We start from the raw sequence: 19458 nt of genomic DNA, 5'->3' as shown, positions 1-19458 counted from the left end.
GATAGGCTGCTCATTCCGATGCAAATGGAGGCATTTTGCTTGCATCTGGATGATTACCTCTTATTTCCTGCATTTGTCTTACTGAAAATATAAACTGTAGCAAGCATGTGCTTACTACAGTTTATGTCATAAGCTATGGCGAGTGAGATGAACCACAGGCCGAGAAGTATAAACTATAGCAAGTTACTATCTCGCTATAGTTTATGTTATTCGATAGATATCACTTCCTTCCCTAACGTAAGCCACTCATTCATTAGCCACTGAGGTAAGCAAGCACTTACAAACATAGAAAGATAAGCTATAGGGAGCAGAGCTACTTCTGGCATGTTGATACATAAGCTATAGTGAGGATTATCACCTAATGATGAGTGAAACATAAACTATAGCGACTAGATAGCAGCCAGGATCGGCTGACCGAAGGACAGGGTTAGCAAAAGTACTCGCCAAATAATATGTATAAGCTGTAGTGAGCACTGACCTCGTCGGTGCTCACTGGCGATGAGAATTGAATTGTGATTAATCGTTCTCGCTTATTCGATTACTTATTACGGAAGAGTTTTTCCAAGTCGTCCATGGTGATGCCAAGCTTTTCAAGGAGCTGGAGTTTTTCGGTAAGTTCTTGATCGGGAGGGCTTGCTGGACTGCCAGTCAGCTTAGGATTCTCTTCGCTAGCGTCTTTAGGTGCTTTGAGCTTGGGACGACGGTAATGTACGTTAAACAGCACGCTGCGTCCGCGCTGCATCTCGGTGTAATCAAGGTAACCAATCTCTTTGAGCTGCTCCATAGCCCGGCGAACGGTCTGATTTTGTGAGAATACTGGTGATTTCAGGCTTAATCTTGCTCTTAAGCGTGCCAGCGATATAGGGGCAGGATCTTTTGGCAGACTCTCTATAAAGGTATATAGCGCCTGAGCAGACTCGCGGCGCTTCAACGCGTTTATAGCCTTAAGCTGAAGAAGTACTTTTTTATCAAATTCATAGAGTTCGAATAACCGCGGATCCGCCTGCAGAACCACGATATCACGTTCGGTATCATAGAATGCAGACTGTACCAGATGAGTTATATACTCTTTGGTATGCTTTTCAGTGGTGCGGGAGAATGATATTACCGTGCCTGCTATACGCTTCAGTGAGGGGCTGATGCGCTCCCTGAGTTTGCGTGAGGACTGACTCGATGGGATCCCACAGAGTTTGGCGAATTCAACGAATGATAGCTGAACCTTATCGCCTATCACTTTATGTTTGGCAAAGGAGTGGATAATACCCACCCAAGTTTTAAAGTCATTATCCATATCCAGCCTCGGACCTGTGATCTCGACTTTGTCGAAACCCTCCGCTTTGGCCAAGGACAAACGCGTCAGCTCTTCGGTCGCATCAGTTTTTGATAACGTATTCTTTTTACTATTTTTCAGTGACTTGAGTGTTGGGACGAAAACACCAAGTCGCATTAGCGCGACTGGCTGAACCGTATTATTAGAATTTGGAGTGAGGGTAATAAGTTCACCAGTAGACTTATCCATCTCTTCAAACAGGGTTTTAAGATCTTTATTTTCGTTTTCCAAGACGAGCTCCAGATCTGTGGATCGTTGAGCAACGAAATCTTTCTGATGTAATAAAACACATCGTAGCTCAATGAAAAATAGAGTGGTTTTTAGACACAAGTTATACAGCCGCTTACCGCTGCTATCTGACTATAGCTTATATTGTTTACTGTCTACAGCATAGAGTTATCTCCTTGTAGTTTATATGGTGCTTGTCATAGCTTATCTTCTTCTCTTTATAGCTTATGACAATCCCCTCCCAGCCCAGTACTGGCGCGGCTCTCAGCGATCGGGGATCTATTTGGATCTTAAAATGGATCTACTTAGGATCATTATTGTTTGGATCTACTCGGTGGATAAGTGGATAACGCCATAGAGTTACAGTATTTTTTTGGTCTTCTGTGGTCTTATCCAATGGTAAAACAGAGGATCTGCTTTTTGATCAAACTATGCTCAGCCTCAGATTATCTGCGCACAATTAGCCATGCTAACTATTTCACACTGCAACTAATTCAGGAACTCGATCACCAATAGCTTTACCTTATATAACTACGTTCTGTTTGACCGGTTTGAGGTCACTCTTCTAGGCCGCTTTTTTCTTTTAATCCTGAATGTTTAATCGAGCCAATCTGAAAACCTTGCTCACCAATCCCAATGAGAACAAACATCTGATCTTTACGCTAAAATTTTGGGTTATATGTTTACTTTGTTTCTTGTGTGTAGCATTCTTGATTAAATTCATTAATCCTGCATAAAGGGAACTTTTGATGAACAACTCATCACAGTTACTTAAAGTAGCGCAACGTTCTGAAAAAATGCTCATTGGTCTGACAGAACAGATTCGGGCTCAGAAGGAAGAATTGCAAGAAAATGTTTACTATCAAGTATATGCGAAAGCAGCATTGGCTAAACTGCCAAAGCTCACCAGAGCAAACGTGGATTACGCAGTAAATGAAATGGAAGAAAAAGGCTATGTCTTTGATAAACGACCAGCCGGGACATCCTCCAAATATGCAATGTCCATTCAGAACATTATCGATATTTATCATCACCGCGGAGTCCCGAAATACAGGGACAGACATCAGGAAGCCTTTACCGTTTTTGTAGGAAATTTAAAAGGTGGGGTTTCAAAAACTGTATCTACCGTTTCTCTGGCACATGCCCTACGTACGCATCCTCATTTGCTCTTTGAAGATCTGCGGATTCTAGTTATTGATTTGGATCCCCAGTCATCTGCAACGATGTTTTTAAACCATACGCAGGCTGTTGGCATAGTCGAAACTACCGCAGCGCAGGCAATGCTGCAGAATGTTACGCGGGAAGAACTACTTGATGAGTTTATCGTATCTTCTATTGTCCCGGGTGTGGATGTTCTCCCTGCTTCCATCGACGATGCGTTTATAGCATCAGCATGGACAGAACTATGTGCCCAACATCTACCTGCTCAGAACCAACATGCTGTCCTGAAAGAAAATCTAATAGCGAAGCTTAAGAACGATTACGATTTCATTTTCATCGATAGTGGACCCCATCTTGATGCCTTTTTGAAAAATGCAATTGCCGCAGCGGATTTACTTCTGACTCCGGTGCCACCTGCACAGGTAGATTTTCACTCGACGCTGAAGTATTTGACCCGTCTACCTGAACTGGTGGATATCATCACTGAATCAGGTTATCCATGTCACCTTGTTGGCAACATTGGCTTCATGTCCAAGCTTTCTAATAAACCAGACCATAAATTGTGCCATAGCCTTGCTAAAGAAATTTTTGGGGGTGACATGCTGGATGTCGCCCTGCCCCGCTTGGACGGTTTCGAAAGATGTGGAGAGTCTTTTGATACTGTCATATCTGCTAATCCATCGACTTATATTGGCAGCAACGAAGCTCTGAGAAATGCCCGATTGGCAGCAGAAGATTTTGCAAAAGCTGTATTTGATCGTATTGAATTTATTCGAGCAAATTGAGGGATTTATGAGCACGAAAAGAGCAACCATTGGTCGGACCTTTAACCCATCTGCAATGACTAATAACTTATCAGACAGTGCGCTTGAGCAAATTTTTACCCTTTCTACTGGACGGAAAGCCGTCTTCACTTTGCAAACCATTCCTGCAAATGAAGTAGAAGGCAAGACATACGTATTGCAGGAGACGAATGGCCGCGATCAATCTAGTCTGACACCTGAATCCCTGAAGGACATTACATCCACTCTTCGATTGCAGCAGTTCTTCCCGTGTATTGGTATTAAGCGTGAAGAAGGCATTGAGATAATCGATGGTTCCAGACGGCGAGCATCCGCTATCCTTTGCCATACCGCGTTAAATATCATGGTGACGAAGTCGCCTATATCTACCGATGAAGCGCGGAAACTGGCTAGAGATATCCAGACTGCCAAAGAGCACAATATCCGTGAGATCGGGTTACGTCTTTTAACGCTCAAAAACACGGGCATGAGCCAGAAAGATATTGCCAGGTTGGAAGGATTGTCGGAAGCAAAAGTTACGCGCGCTATTCAGGCTGCATCTGTATCAGCCCTGTTAGTTTCGATATTCCCAATTCAGTCGGAACTAGGATTTACAGATTACAAGGCGTTAGGTGCGCTGGAAGAAATGCTCAAGGCTAAAGACCTTTCTATTGAGGCCTTGCTCGAAACAACTGCACCGGAAATTAATATCATCCTGGCTGATGCCTCGCTTGCTGAAGACGAAGTTAAAAACAGGATTATCAAGATCCTGACCCGTGAAACCGCAGCTATGGCTTCTCTTAAAGGCAAAGACAAAGCAGTTGTAACGAACCTGTGGTCTTTCCCGGACAAAGACCGATTTGCCAGAAAGCGTAATAAAGGGCGCATGTTTGTTTACGAATTCAATCGATTATCGAAAGAACTGCAGGACGAGATCGATGAAGCTGTAGCGAAAGCTCTTCAAAAACATCTTTCTAATGATGCGTAAAGGTGATTCTTCGCCAGTGAAATTACGTAGTTAATTGCCTGATTTAAAATGTTTTTTCTTCATGATTTCACTATGAAATCGCCACAATTCCATGATGTCTTTCCCAAACCAAGCCCGGATTTTCCGGGCTTGCCAGACCCTTCAAACCGGAAATAAAACCTGCACAGTTGTTCCTGGTTTTCAGTTTTAGTTTTCATTATTAGCGGATACCCAGGCGAAGCTTTTCGCCATCAGCGTCCAGAGAATGGTAACGGAACAAGCTGCGGCTGACATGCAACGCAAAACATAGCTGTCGCTTTCCGGACTCATAATGTGCCTGCAGCACGGGGACTCATTATTCACGCAGTCGTGCCAGCATGCACTCTTTTTTACTGTACGTCATGAAACATACCTAGGTTGAGGCTCAGCTCGGCCACCAGTTTTCCAACCGCAGACTTTCGTCTTATAGCTGACGTATGTGCTTCAGCTCTGCGGGAAAAGTACCTTCTTATTTCTTGCGTAAATAAGAGAATATGGCGTGCGAAATCTCCTGCTTACGGGAGACATGCGACACCCGGTTGCACAGTTCAGCCTGCTGGGGGTGAAGGGAATTTGCTCTTCGGTGAGTCGTATTTTTTCATCAGCACGACTTCCGTTCAGTTTAATATGGATAAAGCAGGAATTTTTTTCTGAACTGAACAGGATTTTGGTTCAGAGTAAACCAGGTGAGAAAGCTGTATGGGAAACAGCTAAAGAAGTAAAAGAGCGATATACCTGATGACATTAGGACTTAACGCTGAGTGGGAAATACCTAAAGTTCTTAGCCTGCTTAAAAGCGACTGCCGCGCCCGGAATCCTCCGGGCTTGCCCAACCCGTCACACCCGGACTGAAAGGCCTGTCCGGCTGCACCGGGTTACCGGTTGTGACAGTGCGGTTAATCCGATCGGAGCTTCGCACGGCGTCCTGCCGTGGTTGTGTGAGCAGGGTGCCGGAACCACCTGGCTTATCCAATCCGGGCCAGGGGGATCTCTTTCCAGCGTGTCGTGTAGGCAGGACTGAGCATTTCCCGTTTCATTTTCCACTGCGGGGCGATGCCACGGCCGGCAAACCATACCTGACCGAGGCCGGAACGGTTGATCCCGTCCAGAACGTTCATCAGCTCCTGGCTGTGGGGGCGGGGTTGCTGCTCATCAAACAGGTTCAGCTGGGCCACGCCGGTGGTAAAGTCATTCAGCATGACGTCGGCTTTGGCATACCGGTGGTCATCTCGCCAGATACGCGCCAGCCCGCGCATGGCGGCCGCAATGATATCGCGGGTGTCCTGGGTAGACGTCACGAGCTTTTCAACCGCCACGTTGCCGTAGTAAGGCTCAGAAGCGGCATAGGGCGAAGTCTTGATAAAGACAGAAATGTGCCGGCAGTACTGGCGCTCACCGCGCAGTTTCTCGGCTGCGCGCTCAGCATACTGGCAGACGGCCTGCCGCATGTCTTCCAGGGTGACAATTCTCTCCCCGAAAGAGCGGGAGCAGACAATCTGCTGCTTCGCCGGCGGAGATTCCTCAAGCGGAATACAGGAGTCGCCGTTGAGTTCCCGCACGGTGCGCTCGAGCACCACACTGAAATTCTTCCGGATGAAGGCCGGGTTTGTGCGGGCCAACTGCAGGGCCGTGGTGATCCCCATTGTGTTCAGGGTGCGGGCAATACGGCTGCCGACGCCCCAAAGCTCCTGGACAGGCCGCAGGGCGAGCAGTTTTTCCGTCCGGGCGGGGGTTGCCCGGAGTCAGCACCAGGACGCCCCGGAAAGCGGGCCATTCCTTGGAGGCCCACTGAGCGGATTTGGCCAGCGTTTTGGTCGGTCCCATCCCGACGCCGATGGTGAGCCGGGTGCGGGCCTGAACGTGCGCGCGCAGCTGCGCCCCGAACGTTTCATAGCCGATGGCCGTTTCCAGCCCCCGCAGATCGAGAAAGCTCTCGTCGATGGAGTACTGCTCAACGCGTGGCGCCATCTCCTCGAGGCAGGACATGACCCGGTTACTCATACTCGCGTAAAGCTCATAGTTACTTGAAAATACGTGTATTTTCTCTGCGAAGGTTTGTTCGCGGATTTTAAACCACGGATCGCCCATTTTTATGCCCAGGCGTTTTGCTTCCGGGGAACGGGCGATGCAGCATCCGTCATTGTTGGAGAGCACCACCACCGGACAGCCCTTCAGGTCGGGGCGAAAGACCTTCTCGCAGGAGGCATAGAACGAGTTGACGTCAGCTAGTCCAAACATTTCATCACCTCGCGGGTGCGGTGGATGATGTGGGTGACCACGCCGAAAATCTGCAGCTCATCCGGATCGGGATAAATGGGCGGGAACGCGGTGTTCATGGGCTGCAGACACAGTCTTGGCCGTGTCTGCAGCCGCTTTACGGTAAATTCGCTCCCCATACCGGCCACGACGATATCGCCGTGCTCCGGCTTCATGGCGCTGTCGACAACCAGCAGGTCCCCGTTAAAGAGGAAACCGTCCCGCATGCTGTCGCCGTGGGCGCGCAGGTAGTAGGTCGCGCTGCGGTGCCGTATGCAGTACTCATTGAGATCCAGCTCATCGGGTAGGAACAGGCCATTGCTGGCCCATCCCCCCTAAGAACCGTACGTGAGAGTTTCCCCTCATACGGCTCAGGCCTCTCAAAGCCCGCCTGCGCAAGCCGGTTTTGCTACCTTCAGATTAAGGGCATGGATCTGCCTGTGACATACAGGATGCACAAGGCACAGGTTGCTGTTGTCGTCAGTACCGCCATCGACACGCCGGATAATATGGTGAACATGCCATCCGGTTTCGGGTGTGATCAGTTCCTGACATAACATGCATCGCCGCCGCTGGCTCTGCCAGAGTGTGACGATCCTTTTTCTCCCGCTGAGTGACAGCAGCATCTTCCGGGACATCCTCTCCTCAAAGTATGCCTCCCATTCAGGAGCGAACGGGTTTGCCCCCAGCTTCAGTATTGTATGGCGTGTGATGCGGGTGTCGGTGGCTTTCCGCAGGCATTGGAGCACCGGCTTTCCATCCGGATAGCGCCCGCCCGTGGGCGCTGCAAATACCCAGTTATGGTTACCCACCAGATGGAAGTAACGGTTCCTGACCCAGCGTCTTCCTTTCTGAGGATGCCGCCGTTGACACCATCGCCACAGCGCCTGCCAGATCTCATGATCCACGCGGGCAAATGCAGCTTTGGCCACATTGTGCCGGTGAAAGTCAGCCCAGCCCTGAATGATCGGGTTCAGCTTTTTAATGAGCGTCGCCTGCGTCAGTGCGGGGTTCTCTTTCACTGTTGCGCGAACTTTTGCCAGTAAGCGGCTGACATTTGTACCGGACGGGCGTATCAGCAGCCTGCCGCTGAACTTTCGCAGATTCTGTCCGAGAAAATCGAAACCCTGATCAATATGTGTAATCCGCGTTTTTGTAGGGGAGAGTGTCAACCCACGCTCGCGCATGAACGTCTCCACTACAGGCATGACCTCTTCTTCCAGTAACTCCTGCGAGCGGCCGGTTATGATGAAGTCATCCGCGTAACGCACATAATTGACCTTAAGTTTTATCTCAAGATTCCGGGCATAGCGCGGGCGTCCAAAATGGGATTTCAGCCTTGCTTCAAGCCCATCGAGCGCGAGGTTCGCCAGAACCGGGGAAATAATACCACCCTGTGGCGTGCCTGCTTCGGTGGGAAAAAGCTGACGGCCTTCCATGTATCCCGCTTTTAGCCATCTGCTCAGTATTACCCTGTCGACCGGTATATTTTCCATCAGCCAGTAATGACTGATGTTGTCAAAGCACCCCTTTATATCCCCCTCCAGCATCCATCCCGGGGCATGCTTCCGAGCCAGTACGTTGAAACACTGTTCAATCGCATCGGCGACAGAACGCTGCGGACGAAAGCCGAACGAACGCTGATCTGCCGTTGTTTCCGCAACGGGTGAGAGCGCCAGCATGTAAAGTGCCTGCATGGCCCGGTCACGCATCGCCGGAATGCCGAGCGGACGGCTTTTACCGTCTGCTTTGGGGATAAGGAGACGCTTCAGGGGCAGGGGGTGATAACCATGCCGCCTGAGCAACTTAATAGCCTGAAATCTGGCGGCCGGGGTGGTCTACTATTTTCCATCCACGCCCGGCGTATGCCTGCCCTTATTTTCGGTAACCCGTCTGACGGCAAGTGCCTTGCCGCTGAACGAGTGGGTCAGCAGCCACTGCAGAGCCTTAACCCTGCCGAATCTGCCTTCCCGCGTTGCCTTTACGATACGCGCCTGCAGCCTTCGCATCTCCCGATGGCACTGAACCCAGTCAATGCTGTGCCACGCCTCCGGTTTGTGTGAGGGTGCACCCGCGCCTGTTACTGACGTAGTCATCTGCTGTTCCCTCAAAGAAAGTTTCTCAGGTTATCCCGTAAAGAAAGACCCGGTGGAAGTCTGCACGCTTTCGCGTGAGGTGATGTCGCCCGGAGGCTCAACCCCTGTCTGCCCGGTTACAGGGCAGCCTTCGCTTTCTCCACCATCTCATACCCGCAGCGCCAGCAGTGCCTCTTACGATTTACCTGCCCCGGAGGGCAGCGATACGGGCTTACCATGTTCCACCTGAATAACGAGATGGGTTAGACCCTGCCTGTTCACCGGCGATCACTGTGTCCGTGTACTTCCAGAAAAGCCGGGAAGTAGCCGACCGCTTACCTTTTGGTTCAGGCCTGACAGCATCTTTGGCCTGTTCTACGTAACGATGTTTATCAGCAGTTCACATATGTTGGTCATACCATCCAGCCTGGCGCCGCATCCGCACGATGCTTGCAGATGTTACCTGTCCTCACGGACTCAGCTAGGTACGATACCCGGCTTCGTTGTCCCGGCAGCTTCACATCGGTGCGTTACCGCACCCGCATGTGCCGGTAGGCTACTGATGACGGAACATCAGGTTCCTCTCTGATTTCTCAGCGGAACAATTATTCAGGCGACTTCATGTCGCACCTGTTCCACATAGTCTTGGGCGGGAGACGGAAAACCACACGGCACCATCTCCAGAAACAGCGGCAGAGTCACAGGCTGCGCGCTTTCGGTCGGGGTCAGCATCATGAGGTTCATAACGCCACTCCTTGTTGTTAGTTTACTGTATGTATAAACAGTATATTTACAGGTTTCCGGAAGAAGCAAGGAGAAAGGGCAGCGAAAAAGGCAACTGCCTGGCTGGTATACAGAAAAAAGACCGGGAACCGCGTCAGCGTGTGGTTATCACGCCGCGCAGACATGGACCTGATACATCTGCTTTCTCTTCTCTTAAATGTCTTTTACTTATCTCTTATTTATCTCTTATAATTCTTGTAATGTGCCCGTGTAGTGCAATAGAATCCTTATTGTTCTCTTATTTGTCTCTTATTAATCACTTATAGTTATCCGGAGAAACGGCATGAAATTCTATGTGGACGACGGCTCGACCAGTATAAAGGTGCTGTGGGAAGACGAAGGCGAGGTGCGCACGGCCATCAGTCCGAACAGCTTCAAGCGCGAATGGTCTGTCGCCTTCGGCAGTAACACCGTGTACAACTACGCCCTGAACGGGGAGCACTACAGCTTCGATCCGATCAGCGCGGATGCCATCATCACCACAAGCGTGGCCTGGCAGTACAGCGACGTGAATGTCGTGGCGGTGCACCATGCGCTGCTGCAGACCGGCGTGGAGCCCTGTGAAGTGGATATCGTGGTGACCCTTCCGCTGGCTGAGTTTTATGACCGTGACAACCAGCCTTCAGCTGAAAATATCCGTCGCAAGGAAGCGAGCCTGATGCGCCCGCTGACGCTGAACGGGGGCCGCACTTTCACTGTCCGGAGTGTGCAGGTGATGCCGGAATCCATCCCGGCCGGCTACCGGATTGTACGGGATATGGATGAGCTGGATTCCCTGCTGATTATCGATCTGGGTGGCACCACGCTTGATATCTCACACGTTATGGCCCGCATGCGCGGTATTTCCCGTATCTACGGCAATCCCCGGCTGGGCGTGTCCCTGATGACCCGTGAGGTGCAGGCCGCGCTGGCGGTTGCCGGCACCCGCAGCAGCAGTTATCTCGCGGATGAGATCATCATCCACCGTCATGACAGCGACTTCCTCCGCCGGCGCGTGAATGATACGTCACGTCTTGAGCTCGTCACTGCCGCGCTTCAGGACTCGCAGAACCGCCTGATTGGTCGCGTGACCGATGCTGTCAGCAGCTTCAGTGGCTATTCTCATGTTATGGTTATCGGTGGCGGTGCAGAACTCATCGCTGACGCGGTCAGAAAACAGTGTGGTGTACGCGGGGAGCGCTTTTATATCAGCGACAATACGCAGTTTGACCTGGTAAATGGTATGCATGAGATTGGTTAAAAATGGAAAAAGCCGACCCACGACGCAAGATCCTGTTCTACCTCAATCCTGAGAGCAACGCAGCCGAGCGCTACGTGTGTGAAGAAACAGACAGGCTGCCACAGGGTGAGCGCGGGAAAGTCTGGCGTGCGGCACTGCTGGCCGGCTTTGCACTGCGCAAACAGGATCCGCGGCTGCCGAACATGCTGGCTGAGTTCCTCACTGAACACACCACCTTTGACGAGATGGTTACGCTCATGCAGGCGGTGTTTCCCGCTGAGATGAAACGGCTTGAAAACCACCGTCCTGACGAGCGGGCCGTGACGCCAGGCAGGGAACAGCCTGCACCTTCGGCTCCGGAAGATGAAACCCGTGAAAATGCCAGGGGGATGTTTGGCATCACGAAAAAAGGAACGGACTGATGGGCAGGATAAAACAGAAGGCTGAAGGCATTGCGCTCACGGCCCTGCGGCGGGCCGGTGTTCCGGAACCGCAGCTACACGCCCGGATGCGTAAAACCGGCCGGGGTTTTCTGCTGGCCAGTATCCTCTTCATCATCCCGCTGGTTGCCCTGGATAATGTGCCGGTTGCCGCAAAAGTCGGGCTGCAGATTATCTATGGCCTGATGGTCATCGCGGGCGTCCTGCTGGCGTTTGACGAAGAAAAGCCGCCCCGTCGGTGATAAACCCCCTGTTCCCCTGAACCCGCGCCTGCGGGTTTTTTTATGCGCTTACACGGGCCTGCGGCCCGGTCGCTTCACTGTGCCGGCTGTACCGGCACGCTGATGGCCGTCACGCCCTGCGTGACGGGGCTGCGCCATCTTCCTCCTCTCCGGCGTGATGTCTCCCGGTTCTTCTTCCCCGCACAGGACGCTGCCATACAGCCGTCCCCCGCAAGGGCCGCTTCGCTGAACACCGGCACCCGGTACCTGCGCAGGCTCCGGGCTGCGGCTTTGGTGTTCCCCCTGCGTGCTCCTCAGGCTGTATGGGGTCCTGATGATGCGGCGAAGGAACCCGGAAAGACATCACAGATAACTACAGGGGAGCACCAACATGTCACAGCAGAACGTCAACACCGCAGCAAAAGAATCTGAAAACACATCCGGTTTAAAAGCCGCACAGCTGTCCATCTTTGATGTGCCCGGCATCGCTGTAACCGGCGGGCCGGTAGCGGACCGCATAAATCAACCGGCACTGTCAGCGGAAGGGGCCAGAAAGGCGTTTATCCGCGTCTTCCGGCATACCGCGCCTTACCACAACCGGTGGACCGTGTTCAGGGATTTTATCACGCTGGCCGCCAGCGAACTCGACATGGCCCGGATAAGCACGCCGGAAAACACTGAGAACAGTCGCCGGATTTGCGATCAGTACCGGCCGGAGGACACCGGCAACCTGAAACAGCTGTTCTGCCTTCTTGTTGAGGCGCTTGAGGGAGAGTTTCATGACTTTCTGGGCGGCGTGTTCATGGAGCTCGGGCTGGGGAGCGGCGAAATGGGGCAGTTCTTTACGCCGTATCCGCTGGCCCGCCTGATAGCAAGCCTGACCGCAGGGGATGAGCAACAGCAGCAGCTGAAGACCTGCCCCTGGATAACCCTGAGCGAACCCACCAGTGGGGCAGGGGGGATGGTGATTGCCTTTGCGGAGGTGATGCTGCAGAGAGGCCTGAATCCTGCAGAGCAGCTGCTCGTCACCGCGACTGATATCGATCCGCTTGCGGCCGACATGACATTTATCCAGCTCAGCCTGCTGGGGATACCGGCCATTGTGAATACCGGCAACTCACTGGCACTGACGGTGAACCGCACGCGTTGTACACCGGTGTGGTACATCAATAACTGGGAGGCCCGGATAAAGCTGCATGAACGTGTTCAGGCCATGCGCGCTTTTCTTTCCTGAATGCTTACAGCGGGCACTGCCCGCTGATTTGTCAGTTACGAGCGAACAGCGGAAGTTCGCAGTTGATCTCGTGGCCAAACAGTCTCGTTACTAATATTGCGGCGTGTTAATCAACGGGGAGCAGATCAGAAATCCGCGCTGAGATGTCGGCTCCAAGAGATCTAGAAAGAGCCGTACGTTACATCTGGTAAGAAACAGAATGATGTCCGCTCTTCGCGGTTTTTCTATGATAGATGAAGACTTGTAACGTAGTCGCGTTTAATCAACAGGAGCTGGAAATCTCATGATCTTGAGTGCTAATCACGTCGGTTTTTCAGTTAAAAATATTGAAGACTCATTATTCTTCTGGACTCACATTCTCGGAGGAAAGTTATTACGCGAAGGAGAAATGTCTGGACCTATTATTGATGAAGTAACAGGCGCAATGGGAGCTGATGTACGAATGGCTTTGCTTGAACTGGCTGGCATTAAGATTGAATTACTGCAATACAATAACATTGAACAGCCTGAAGAGCCTTCAGCCCCCTACATCCCAGGCTACGCTCACCTTGCGTTTATAGTCGAGAATCTTGATACGCTCTTGAGTAAAATATCGGACTATGGCTGGAAGTCGCCTGGGAGACCTCAGACAGTCTTGTCAGGACCCATGCAGGGAACAAGAGTAATATATGTACAAAGCCCCGACGGGCAGACGCTTGAATTGATGGAAGGCAAGCAATGAAGTACATACGTTATGACCTGTTACCTTCTTATTGAACAGTGATGTTTGCAAAGTACGCTTCTGGCACTAAGGGGACGTTTTCAACATCTGCATGCACTAATCTGCGGAGAACAAATCTCTGTACATCGCCATGCAATCACGCTGAAATCATCAGGGTTTTTTCAGGGGCAAGGCCGGGAAAGGCCCGCCTGCATCAGGATCGCGCTTAGGGCCTCTCGGGGAGGGGATCAGAGATGTTATGGTAAATAGTTGGCAACGATTACTGCTTGATAAAGCATATGCGTTAAGCCATCCTTATGCCAAGGTGATGGCGTTCCACCTTATCCAACCGCTTCCACCGAGGAGCTGATGACGCCTGATATAACTTCCAATTAACCGGGAGTATGTCAGGCCGTCTTGAATGATGAAGTCACATACTCCCTCTTTCACAAGAGGCACTCCCTTGAAATCACTCCTTGCAGTTATTATTGGCGGCTCTGTAGGCTGTATTATTCGCTGGCTTCTTGCCGCTCGTCTGAACAGTCTGTTTCCCAGTCTGCCTCCGGGTACATTAATGGTGAATCTTACCGGAGGCTTCATCATTGGTATCGGGCTGGGATGGTTCATGCGGCATCCAGAACTAGACCCAGTATGGAGATTACTTTTGATGACAGGTCTGTGCGGCGGCATGACCACGTTCTCAACGTTTTCACTGGAAGTGTTTTCATTGCTGCAATACGGTAATTATTTTTGGGCTTTCACTTCAGTACTAATACATGTCACAGGCTCGGTTCTGATGACAGCTCTGGGATTTTTTATCATAACGTCGTTAGTATGATTATCTGATTTAAATATCTGTTCTCATTTTGTAAACAATAGCCAAAATAAACGATCTGTAACGTGACATCACACTGGGTCGTTTTAATAAATGTGTCAACTTCCGCTTCTGGCACAGGGCGGATGTTCTGACTGAGCAGAAGGTCCGCTGAGAGCGGAAGCGGACTTTCTGTCTGCCGCCGATGTATGCGACTAACAGTGAAAACCAGATATTATCCGGATAAGTAAAGCCCGTATGTACCATTTCAACATTATTCTTTCTGAGGTTGCAGTTAGACTCGCTATATAGTCAAATATATCGATATTTACATTAGAAGAGATTAATTAATGAACCTGTATATGTTTTATATCGGTGGTAACGCAGGAAAATCCAATATTGAGGTGCACGATATTCAGTTTGTCGCTGCAGAAAAACCAGAAGATGCTTGGCCCATCCTTCGCGATGTATGGTTTGGCGATAAGGATAAAATTCATATTGATGGCTATAGCCGCATCACATGGGCTGATGGTTACTCCATCGCTCTTTCCTCTGAGCCTTCAGGTTCAGCAAAGAAGTTATTCTTCGTCAATGCGGGTGGGTACAGACCTGACACGCTTGCTGAGTTACATGAGTTCGATTTGTTTGTGGCCGAAAATGCCCAACAAGCCAAAAGTAAAGCCTTAAAGACACTGCTCTGCGGCGCCAACCATCAGCATAAAGACAATCTAAAGGATGTAGACGATTGCCTGTTACTTGAAAAGGTAGGTGAGTTTTATATTGATTTGGTACCCAGCGATTCAGGAAAACGTGATCAACCAGAATGGCAAGGTTATCAACCGATAGGTATCTAAAACCGTAAACATAAATCCGGCGGAGGTCCGCTTCTGATACAAAGCCGACAACTTAACAGAACTGAAGGTCCGCTTTGAGCGAACAGCGGAAGTTCGCAGTTGATCTCGTGGCTAAACAGTCTCGTTACTAACATTGCGGCGTGTTAATCAACGGGGAGCAGATCAGCCGCAAAATGCATGGCCGTAGTATCTCTGGATATATCTTATTCAGAGATACTGCAAAAGTCGTGTTATTCACTCTGGCTGAAAAACAGAAAATGAGCGTTACGTATTGATTAACGCTGCTGATGGCAGTGAAAATTACACCTGAGCCCATCCTCCATCAACGCTTATCTCTGAACCCGTTATATATGAAGCGTCATCAGAGGCAAGAAAAAGGGCAGTGCTGGCAATTTCATGCGCAGTGCCACTACGATGCATCGGTATTAAGGTGTGTAGATGTGCATTCGACTGTTCAATCATATCTTCACTCATGCCGACTTTTCTGGCCTGGTCGGTATCAATTAGACCAGGTGAGAGCGCATTAACACGAATACCTGCAGCAGACAATTCAGCCGCAAGCGACCGGGCTAATGACCTGATAGCGGCTTTCGTTCCCGAATAGACACTGACATACTCCCGACCTTGCCTGTTCAGTGTCGACGTGGTCAGAATCACCGAACTCCCCTGGTTCATCAGCGGCAACATTTTCTGGACAGTAAAAAAGGTCCCCTTAAAGTTTGTGTTGACCGTAAAATCAAAGTCTTCTTCTGTAACCTGAGCAAACAGCCCTGGTCTTCCACCGCCCGCATTAGCAAACAGAATATCAACGCGGCCGTACCGGGATTTAACATAGCTACAGAGCTGCTCTATCTCTGACATAACAGAAATATCACTGCGTACTGCATCAATCTTCCCCCCAGAATACTCCGTTGCTGAATTCAGTCTGGCCTGATCGCGGCCAGTAATTATCACTGTTGCACCTTCCTGACAAAACAGTTGAGCGGTCGCCAGTCCGATACCATCACTACCACCCGTTATTAATGCGACTTTTCCGTCAAGCTTACCCATACATACCTCCAGGCATTGATAATCTTCCTTTCGCTCATGTCGAAGATTGAGCTAAAGGCATTGAAGAATTAGTATATGAATTATTCTTCATGTTTTGGATTCGCTTATGGCCGGAGTTTCATCAGTACCGCTCAACCGCCGCAGAATGCCACGTCAGGGACGCTCCTTGGTGACAGTAGCGGCGATATTCGAGGCAACCATTCAGGTTTTATTGACCGAAGGCCCGATCAGGCTGAGCACGACACGTGTTGCTGAGCGAGCAGGCGTTTCCGTCGGCACTTTGTATCAGTATTTCCCTAATAAGCAGTCCCTGTTGCTTGCCCTCCTGGAACGGCATCTGACTTCCCTTACCAGCATTGTTGAAAGGGCCTGCCATGAAAATATGAATACTGACTCAGATAAAATTGCGTCTGTCGTCGTGGGTGCCTACCTCGAGGCTATCATGGCGCATGCTGAGGTTTCGCCCGCTCTTTATTACATTGCGGTGGATCTGGATGCCGGCAGATTACTTGATAAAGCCGTACAAAAAAGTGTTCAGGCCATTGAGAAGCTACTGGCGTCTGCCAGTGATGGTCATTTCAGTGAGTCTTATGTTATTGCCCAGACGATGGCCGCCGTACTTTTTGGGGCGGTCCCGGCATTCTGTATCAGGGTTATGCCTCCCAGTGCCGGTGTGGAAGCTAAGCGGCAGCTGGAGTTGATGTTCAGCGCTTACCTGAGTGCACATAAGGCCATGATTCCGTGATAACTGCCACTCGTGGGTATTACCAATTCCTCATTCTCAGATAACACAGACTACCGGACAGAGGGGTACTGATGCGGCCATAAGCAGATCTTAATCTTTTAATTTACTGCCGGCGTTGCTGTCACAAGCGCGTCAGCAGTACCTTAAGCATCTTTGATTAGTGTTTTTTTACCCTCAGGACGACAGCAGAAATGCATGCAACCGCTCCTCCGACAGCCAGAACCTGATACGCCGTTTCCCAGCGTTGAGTGGTATCCATGACTTCACCAAAGGCCAACGGTGCAAACGAACCGATACCAAAACCAAGTAGTGAGCGTATGCCCATCATAATGCCCAGCTTTTCAGGGGGAACATTGTCAGCCATAGCTGCGGACAGAACGCCTGAGTCGCCAAGGATAAAAAAACTGCCAAAGAACGCCCAAAATATCACCCAGCCAGCCCCCCAGTGAACAGAATATCCAATCAAGACAGAGCTTGCGGCCCCTGCAGCTCCCATGAAAATCAGCACTGAGGCCCGATTAAAATAATCGGAGACCGTCCCGACAATCATTGTTGAAAACATGCCTGACAGATGAACGGCAGAAGCCACAATTAATCCAGTTGCTATCGGACTGAGATTAGAAGCCTGAAGACTTTGCGTTACTATACTGGGTGTCCATGCCCAGTTGCCCAGCAGCTCCCAGCAATGGGCAATGTATCCTGTAAGCAAAAAAAGTGCCGATACTGGATATACAGAACTGACAGTCTTACCTTCACGCTGAACAGGCTGTTTTACCTCTTCCTTGTATCCTGATAGTGCAAGGGAGCTCACTGCTGCGCCTGCTAATGCGCCAACGGCACATAACCAGAACGCGACGGATGCTCCCCAGCGCATTGCACCAAAGCTGGCCATAAAGACAGACAAGAGATATCCCAGTGATCCCGCAGCCAGCATTGTCCCGATAGCAAATCCCCGCTTTGACAGACTGTTCATTCTTATTGCAAGCAGTATTGTGGGCGTATATGCCCCCCCCTGAGTGAGCCCGACGAAAGCCATCAAAATCAGAGCGGACGAATAAGAGTGGGCAAAGCAGGCGAAGACCATCAATGCCAGCGCACCAAGCCAGGAGAGAATCAGATAAACCTTGCGTGCTCCCATGTAATCACTCAGCCATGATGCAGCGAACAGTGCACAGGCGTTAGAAATACTGAACACCGTTTGTATGGTGCCGGCCGATGCTGCATCTATGTGCCACTCGCTCCTGATAACAGGAAGCGCCCCCGCAAAAGCCATCGTCCCAAGACATGTTCCCGCCCGTCCGGCGCAAAGTAAATAGAACGCTTTCACCTGTGCACCCTCCTGGACACACATGTACTAATGGAACGTTCATATTTCTGTATAAGGCTTTTTAAGGTATTGCCATATCCGGTGGTATTTTGCAGAAACAAGTTATAAGCAGGATTGCCTGTTTTACCCGTGACGACTGATATCGTCTTGCGTGAGACAAGTTCCCGACAGTTCCGGCTAAGTGAATCTGATAATTCCGTTGAAGGCCACATGGGTTAACCGTCCAGAGGAGACAATGTGGACAAGCTTAAAAAGAATACCGTGCCAGTGACAAACGAGGTTTAATTCATCAGATAGTTGACTTAAACTCAACCAATGAAAAAATTAGCCTCCTTACCTCATTTGCCTGCGTTCGAAGCCGCCGCACGTAATGGCAGCTTCCGGGTTGCTGCGGACGAGCTGTTTATCACTACTGGCGCAGTGAGCCGTCATATACGAAGTCTGGAAGAACAACTGGGCACCAGGCTGTTTTATCGTGCGCATAAATCTGTGAGGCTGACAGAAGCTGGCGAATCGTTTTCACGTGTTGCAACTCGTTTGCTGAATGATCTGGCAGCAGCAGAAAAATCTCTCTGCCAAATGGTTCCCTCTGGAAGGCTAACCGTTCAGTGTCTGCCTACATTTGCTATGCACTGGTTAATGCCAAAACTGCCAGGCCTTAATGAAATGCATCCCGACCTGACCGTTGATGTAACCACGAGCATTGGTCCGGTAAATTTTGACTCAGCTTTTGATATTGCTATTCGCAGGGATCCTGCGCATTTCTGTGGTCTGTCCCCGGTTCCGTTCCTTAAAGAGTTCAGCGTGCTTGTATGTAGTGAAGATTATTTACGGAGCAGGCCGTTAACAGCGCCTGACAAACTCGAAGGCCACGTAAAAATACAGATTCGGGCACGCGAGGATCTCTGGAAAAGCTGGCATCGAATGTTTCCGAGTGACGCTGACGAAGATGTTCAAACAATCACGCTTGATCATACTTTTGCAGCAATCCAGGCTGCAGAGGACGGGTTGGGTCTTGTCGTCATACCTCAAGTCTTCTGCACAAGGCATCTGGAATCTGGCCGACTTGTTTCGCCTTTCAACATTCAAAGAATCAGCACGGGTGACTATTATCTTTTATGGCGCGACAGACATGACCAGACGGTTAAAAAGTTTACAGACTGGTTATGTTTAAAGGGTAAAGACTCCTTCACTGAATAGTCCCCCGTAACACATTCCGGTACTAATCGTAAA

The 19458-nt window shown here is 50.2% G+C and carries 14 protein-coding genes, 4 pseudogenes and 1 riboswitch; of the genes and pseudogenes, 11 read left to right on the top strand and 7 right to left on the bottom strand.

The genetic code is table 11. The features are described from left to right. Positions 1 to 538: 538 nt before the first annotated feature. The gene (locus tag IAE50_RS20740; RefSeq protein ID WP_042716117.1) at positions 539 to 1519 is read right to left on the bottom strand and encodes a RepB family plasmid replication initiator protein; all 981 of its coding nucleotides are present in this window, start codon (positions 1517 to 1519) and stop codon (positions 539 to 541) included. Between the two features lie 788 nt (positions 1520 to 2307). On the opposite strand from IAE50_RS20740, the gene IAE50_RS20735 reads away from it, so the two are divergent. Both IAE50_RS20735 and IAE50_RS20730 read left to right on the top strand, forming a co-directional pair. After that, the gene (locus IAE50_RS20735) at positions 2308 to 3504 is read left to right on the top strand and encodes an AAA family ATPase (RefSeq protein WP_375287790.1); all 1197 of its coding nucleotides are present in this window, start codon (positions 2308 to 2310) and stop codon (positions 3502 to 3504) included. A 7-nt stretch (positions 3505 to 3511) separates the two neighbouring features. Then, a complete protein-coding gene (locus IAE50_RS20730) occupies positions 3512 to 4489 on the top strand; it encodes a ParB family protein (RefSeq protein WP_200581132.1) in 978 nt (325 codons plus the stop codon). A gap of 983 nt (positions 4490 to 5472) precedes the next feature. Here the strand turns inward: IAE50_RS20730 and umuC are convergent. From umuC to IAE50_RS26510, 4 pseudogenes are all read right to left on the bottom strand, one after another. Next, a pseudogene (gene umuC, locus IAE50_RS20725) lies at positions 5473 to 6745 on the bottom strand (translesion error-prone DNA polymerase V subunit UmuC). Next, positions 6733 to 7062: pseudogene (gene umuD, locus IAE50_RS20720) on the bottom strand (translesion error-prone DNA polymerase V autoproteolytic subunit); the annotation flags it as partial. The pseudogenes umuD and umuC, both read right to left, overlap by 13 nt. 81 nt (positions 7063 to 7143) lie before the next feature. Continuing rightward, positions 7144 to 8859 (bottom strand): annotated as a pseudogene (ltrA, locus tag IAE50_RS20715) (group II intron reverse transcriptase/maturase). A gap of 612 nt (positions 8860 to 9471) precedes the next feature. Then, positions 9472 to 9582 (bottom strand): annotated as a pseudogene (locus IAE50_RS26510) (peptidase); the annotation flags it as partial. Positions 9583 to 9904: 322 nt separating this feature from the next. Between IAE50_RS26510 and IAE50_RS20710 the strand changes: the two are divergent. From IAE50_RS20710 to IAE50_RS20680, 7 genes are all read left to right on the top strand, one after another. Continuing rightward, positions 9905 to 10861 (top strand): plasmid segregation protein ParM, encoded by a 957-nt coding sequence (locus IAE50_RS20710; RefSeq protein ID WP_200581131.1) that lies wholly within the window; start codon positions 9905 to 9907, stop codon positions 10859 to 10861. Between the two features lie 2 nt (positions 10862 to 10863). Then, positions 10864 to 11262 (top strand): plasmid partitioning/stability family protein, encoded by a 399-nt coding sequence (locus IAE50_RS20705; protein WP_200581130.1) that lies wholly within the window; start codon positions 10864 to 10866, stop codon positions 11260 to 11262. Next, complete coding sequence (locus tag IAE50_RS20700; protein ID WP_200581129.1) at positions 11262 to 11522, top strand: hypothetical protein; 261 nt, start codon at positions 11262 to 11264, stop codon at positions 11520 to 11522. Before IAE50_RS20705 ends, IAE50_RS20700 begins: the two co-directional genes overlap by 1 nt. Before the next feature lie 370 nt (positions 11523 to 11892). Next, positions 11893 to 12735 (top strand): SAM-dependent DNA methyltransferase, encoded by an 843-nt coding sequence (locus IAE50_RS20695; protein WP_234467263.1) that lies wholly within the window; start codon positions 11893 to 11895, stop codon positions 12733 to 12735. Positions 12736 to 13018: 283 nt separating this feature from the next. After that, on the top strand, positions 13019 to 13456 hold the full coding sequence (locus IAE50_RS20690) for a VOC family protein (RefSeq protein ID WP_200581128.1): 438 nt from the start codon (positions 13019 to 13021) through the stop codon (positions 13454 to 13456). Between the two features lie 294 nt (positions 13457 to 13750). After that, positions 13751 to 13821, top strand: a riboswitch (Fluoride riboswitch). Positions 13822 to 13859: 38 nt separating this feature from the next. Then, a complete protein-coding gene (gene crcB, locus IAE50_RS20685) occupies positions 13860 to 14273 on the top strand; it encodes a fluoride efflux transporter CrcB (RefSeq protein ID WP_200581162.1) in 414 nt (137 codons plus the stop codon). 326 nt (positions 14274 to 14599) lie between these two features. Next, positions 14600 to 15103 (top strand): DUF1543 domain-containing protein, encoded by a 504-nt coding sequence (locus IAE50_RS20680; RefSeq protein ID WP_200581127.1) that lies wholly within the window; start codon positions 14600 to 14602, stop codon positions 15101 to 15103. Positions 15104 to 15403: 300 nt separating this feature from the next. Here IAE50_RS20680 and IAE50_RS20675 read toward each other — a convergent pair whose 3' ends face one another. After that, complete coding sequence (locus tag IAE50_RS20675; RefSeq protein WP_200581126.1) at positions 15404 to 16153, bottom strand: SDR family NAD(P)-dependent oxidoreductase; 750 nt, start codon at positions 16151 to 16153, stop codon at positions 15404 to 15406. Between the two features lie 106 nt (positions 16154 to 16259). Here IAE50_RS20675 and IAE50_RS20670 point away from each other — a divergent pair, with 106 nt between their 5' ends. Further along, positions 16260 to 16898: a TetR/AcrR family transcriptional regulator gene (locus tag IAE50_RS20670; RefSeq protein WP_234467261.1), complete on the top strand. Its 639-nt coding sequence runs from the start codon at positions 16260 to 16262 to the stop codon at positions 16896 to 16898. A gap of 157 nt (positions 16899 to 17055) precedes the next feature. Here IAE50_RS20670 and IAE50_RS20665 read toward each other — a convergent pair whose 3' ends face one another. Beyond that, on the bottom strand, positions 17056 to 18225 hold the full coding sequence (locus IAE50_RS20665; protein ID WP_309228100.1) for an MFS transporter: 1170 nt from the start codon (positions 18223 to 18225) through the stop codon (positions 17056 to 17058). Between the two features lie 315 nt (positions 18226 to 18540). Here IAE50_RS20665 and IAE50_RS20660 point away from each other — a divergent pair, with 315 nt between their 5' ends. Continuing rightward, positions 18541 to 19425: a LysR substrate-binding domain-containing protein gene (locus tag IAE50_RS20660; protein WP_200581125.1), complete on the top strand. Its 885-nt coding sequence runs from the start codon at positions 18541 to 18543 to the stop codon at positions 19423 to 19425. The last annotated feature ends 33 nt before the right edge of the window (positions 19426 to 19458 follow it).

This window comes from Kosakonia sp. S42, from assembly GCF_016624785.1.
Lineage (GTDB): Bacteria > Pseudomonadota > Gammaproteobacteria > Enterobacterales > Enterobacteriaceae > Kosakonia > Kosakonia cowanii.
Note: the sequence above shows the minus strand (reverse complement) of the source record. Positions and strands in the feature narration are given on the sequence as shown.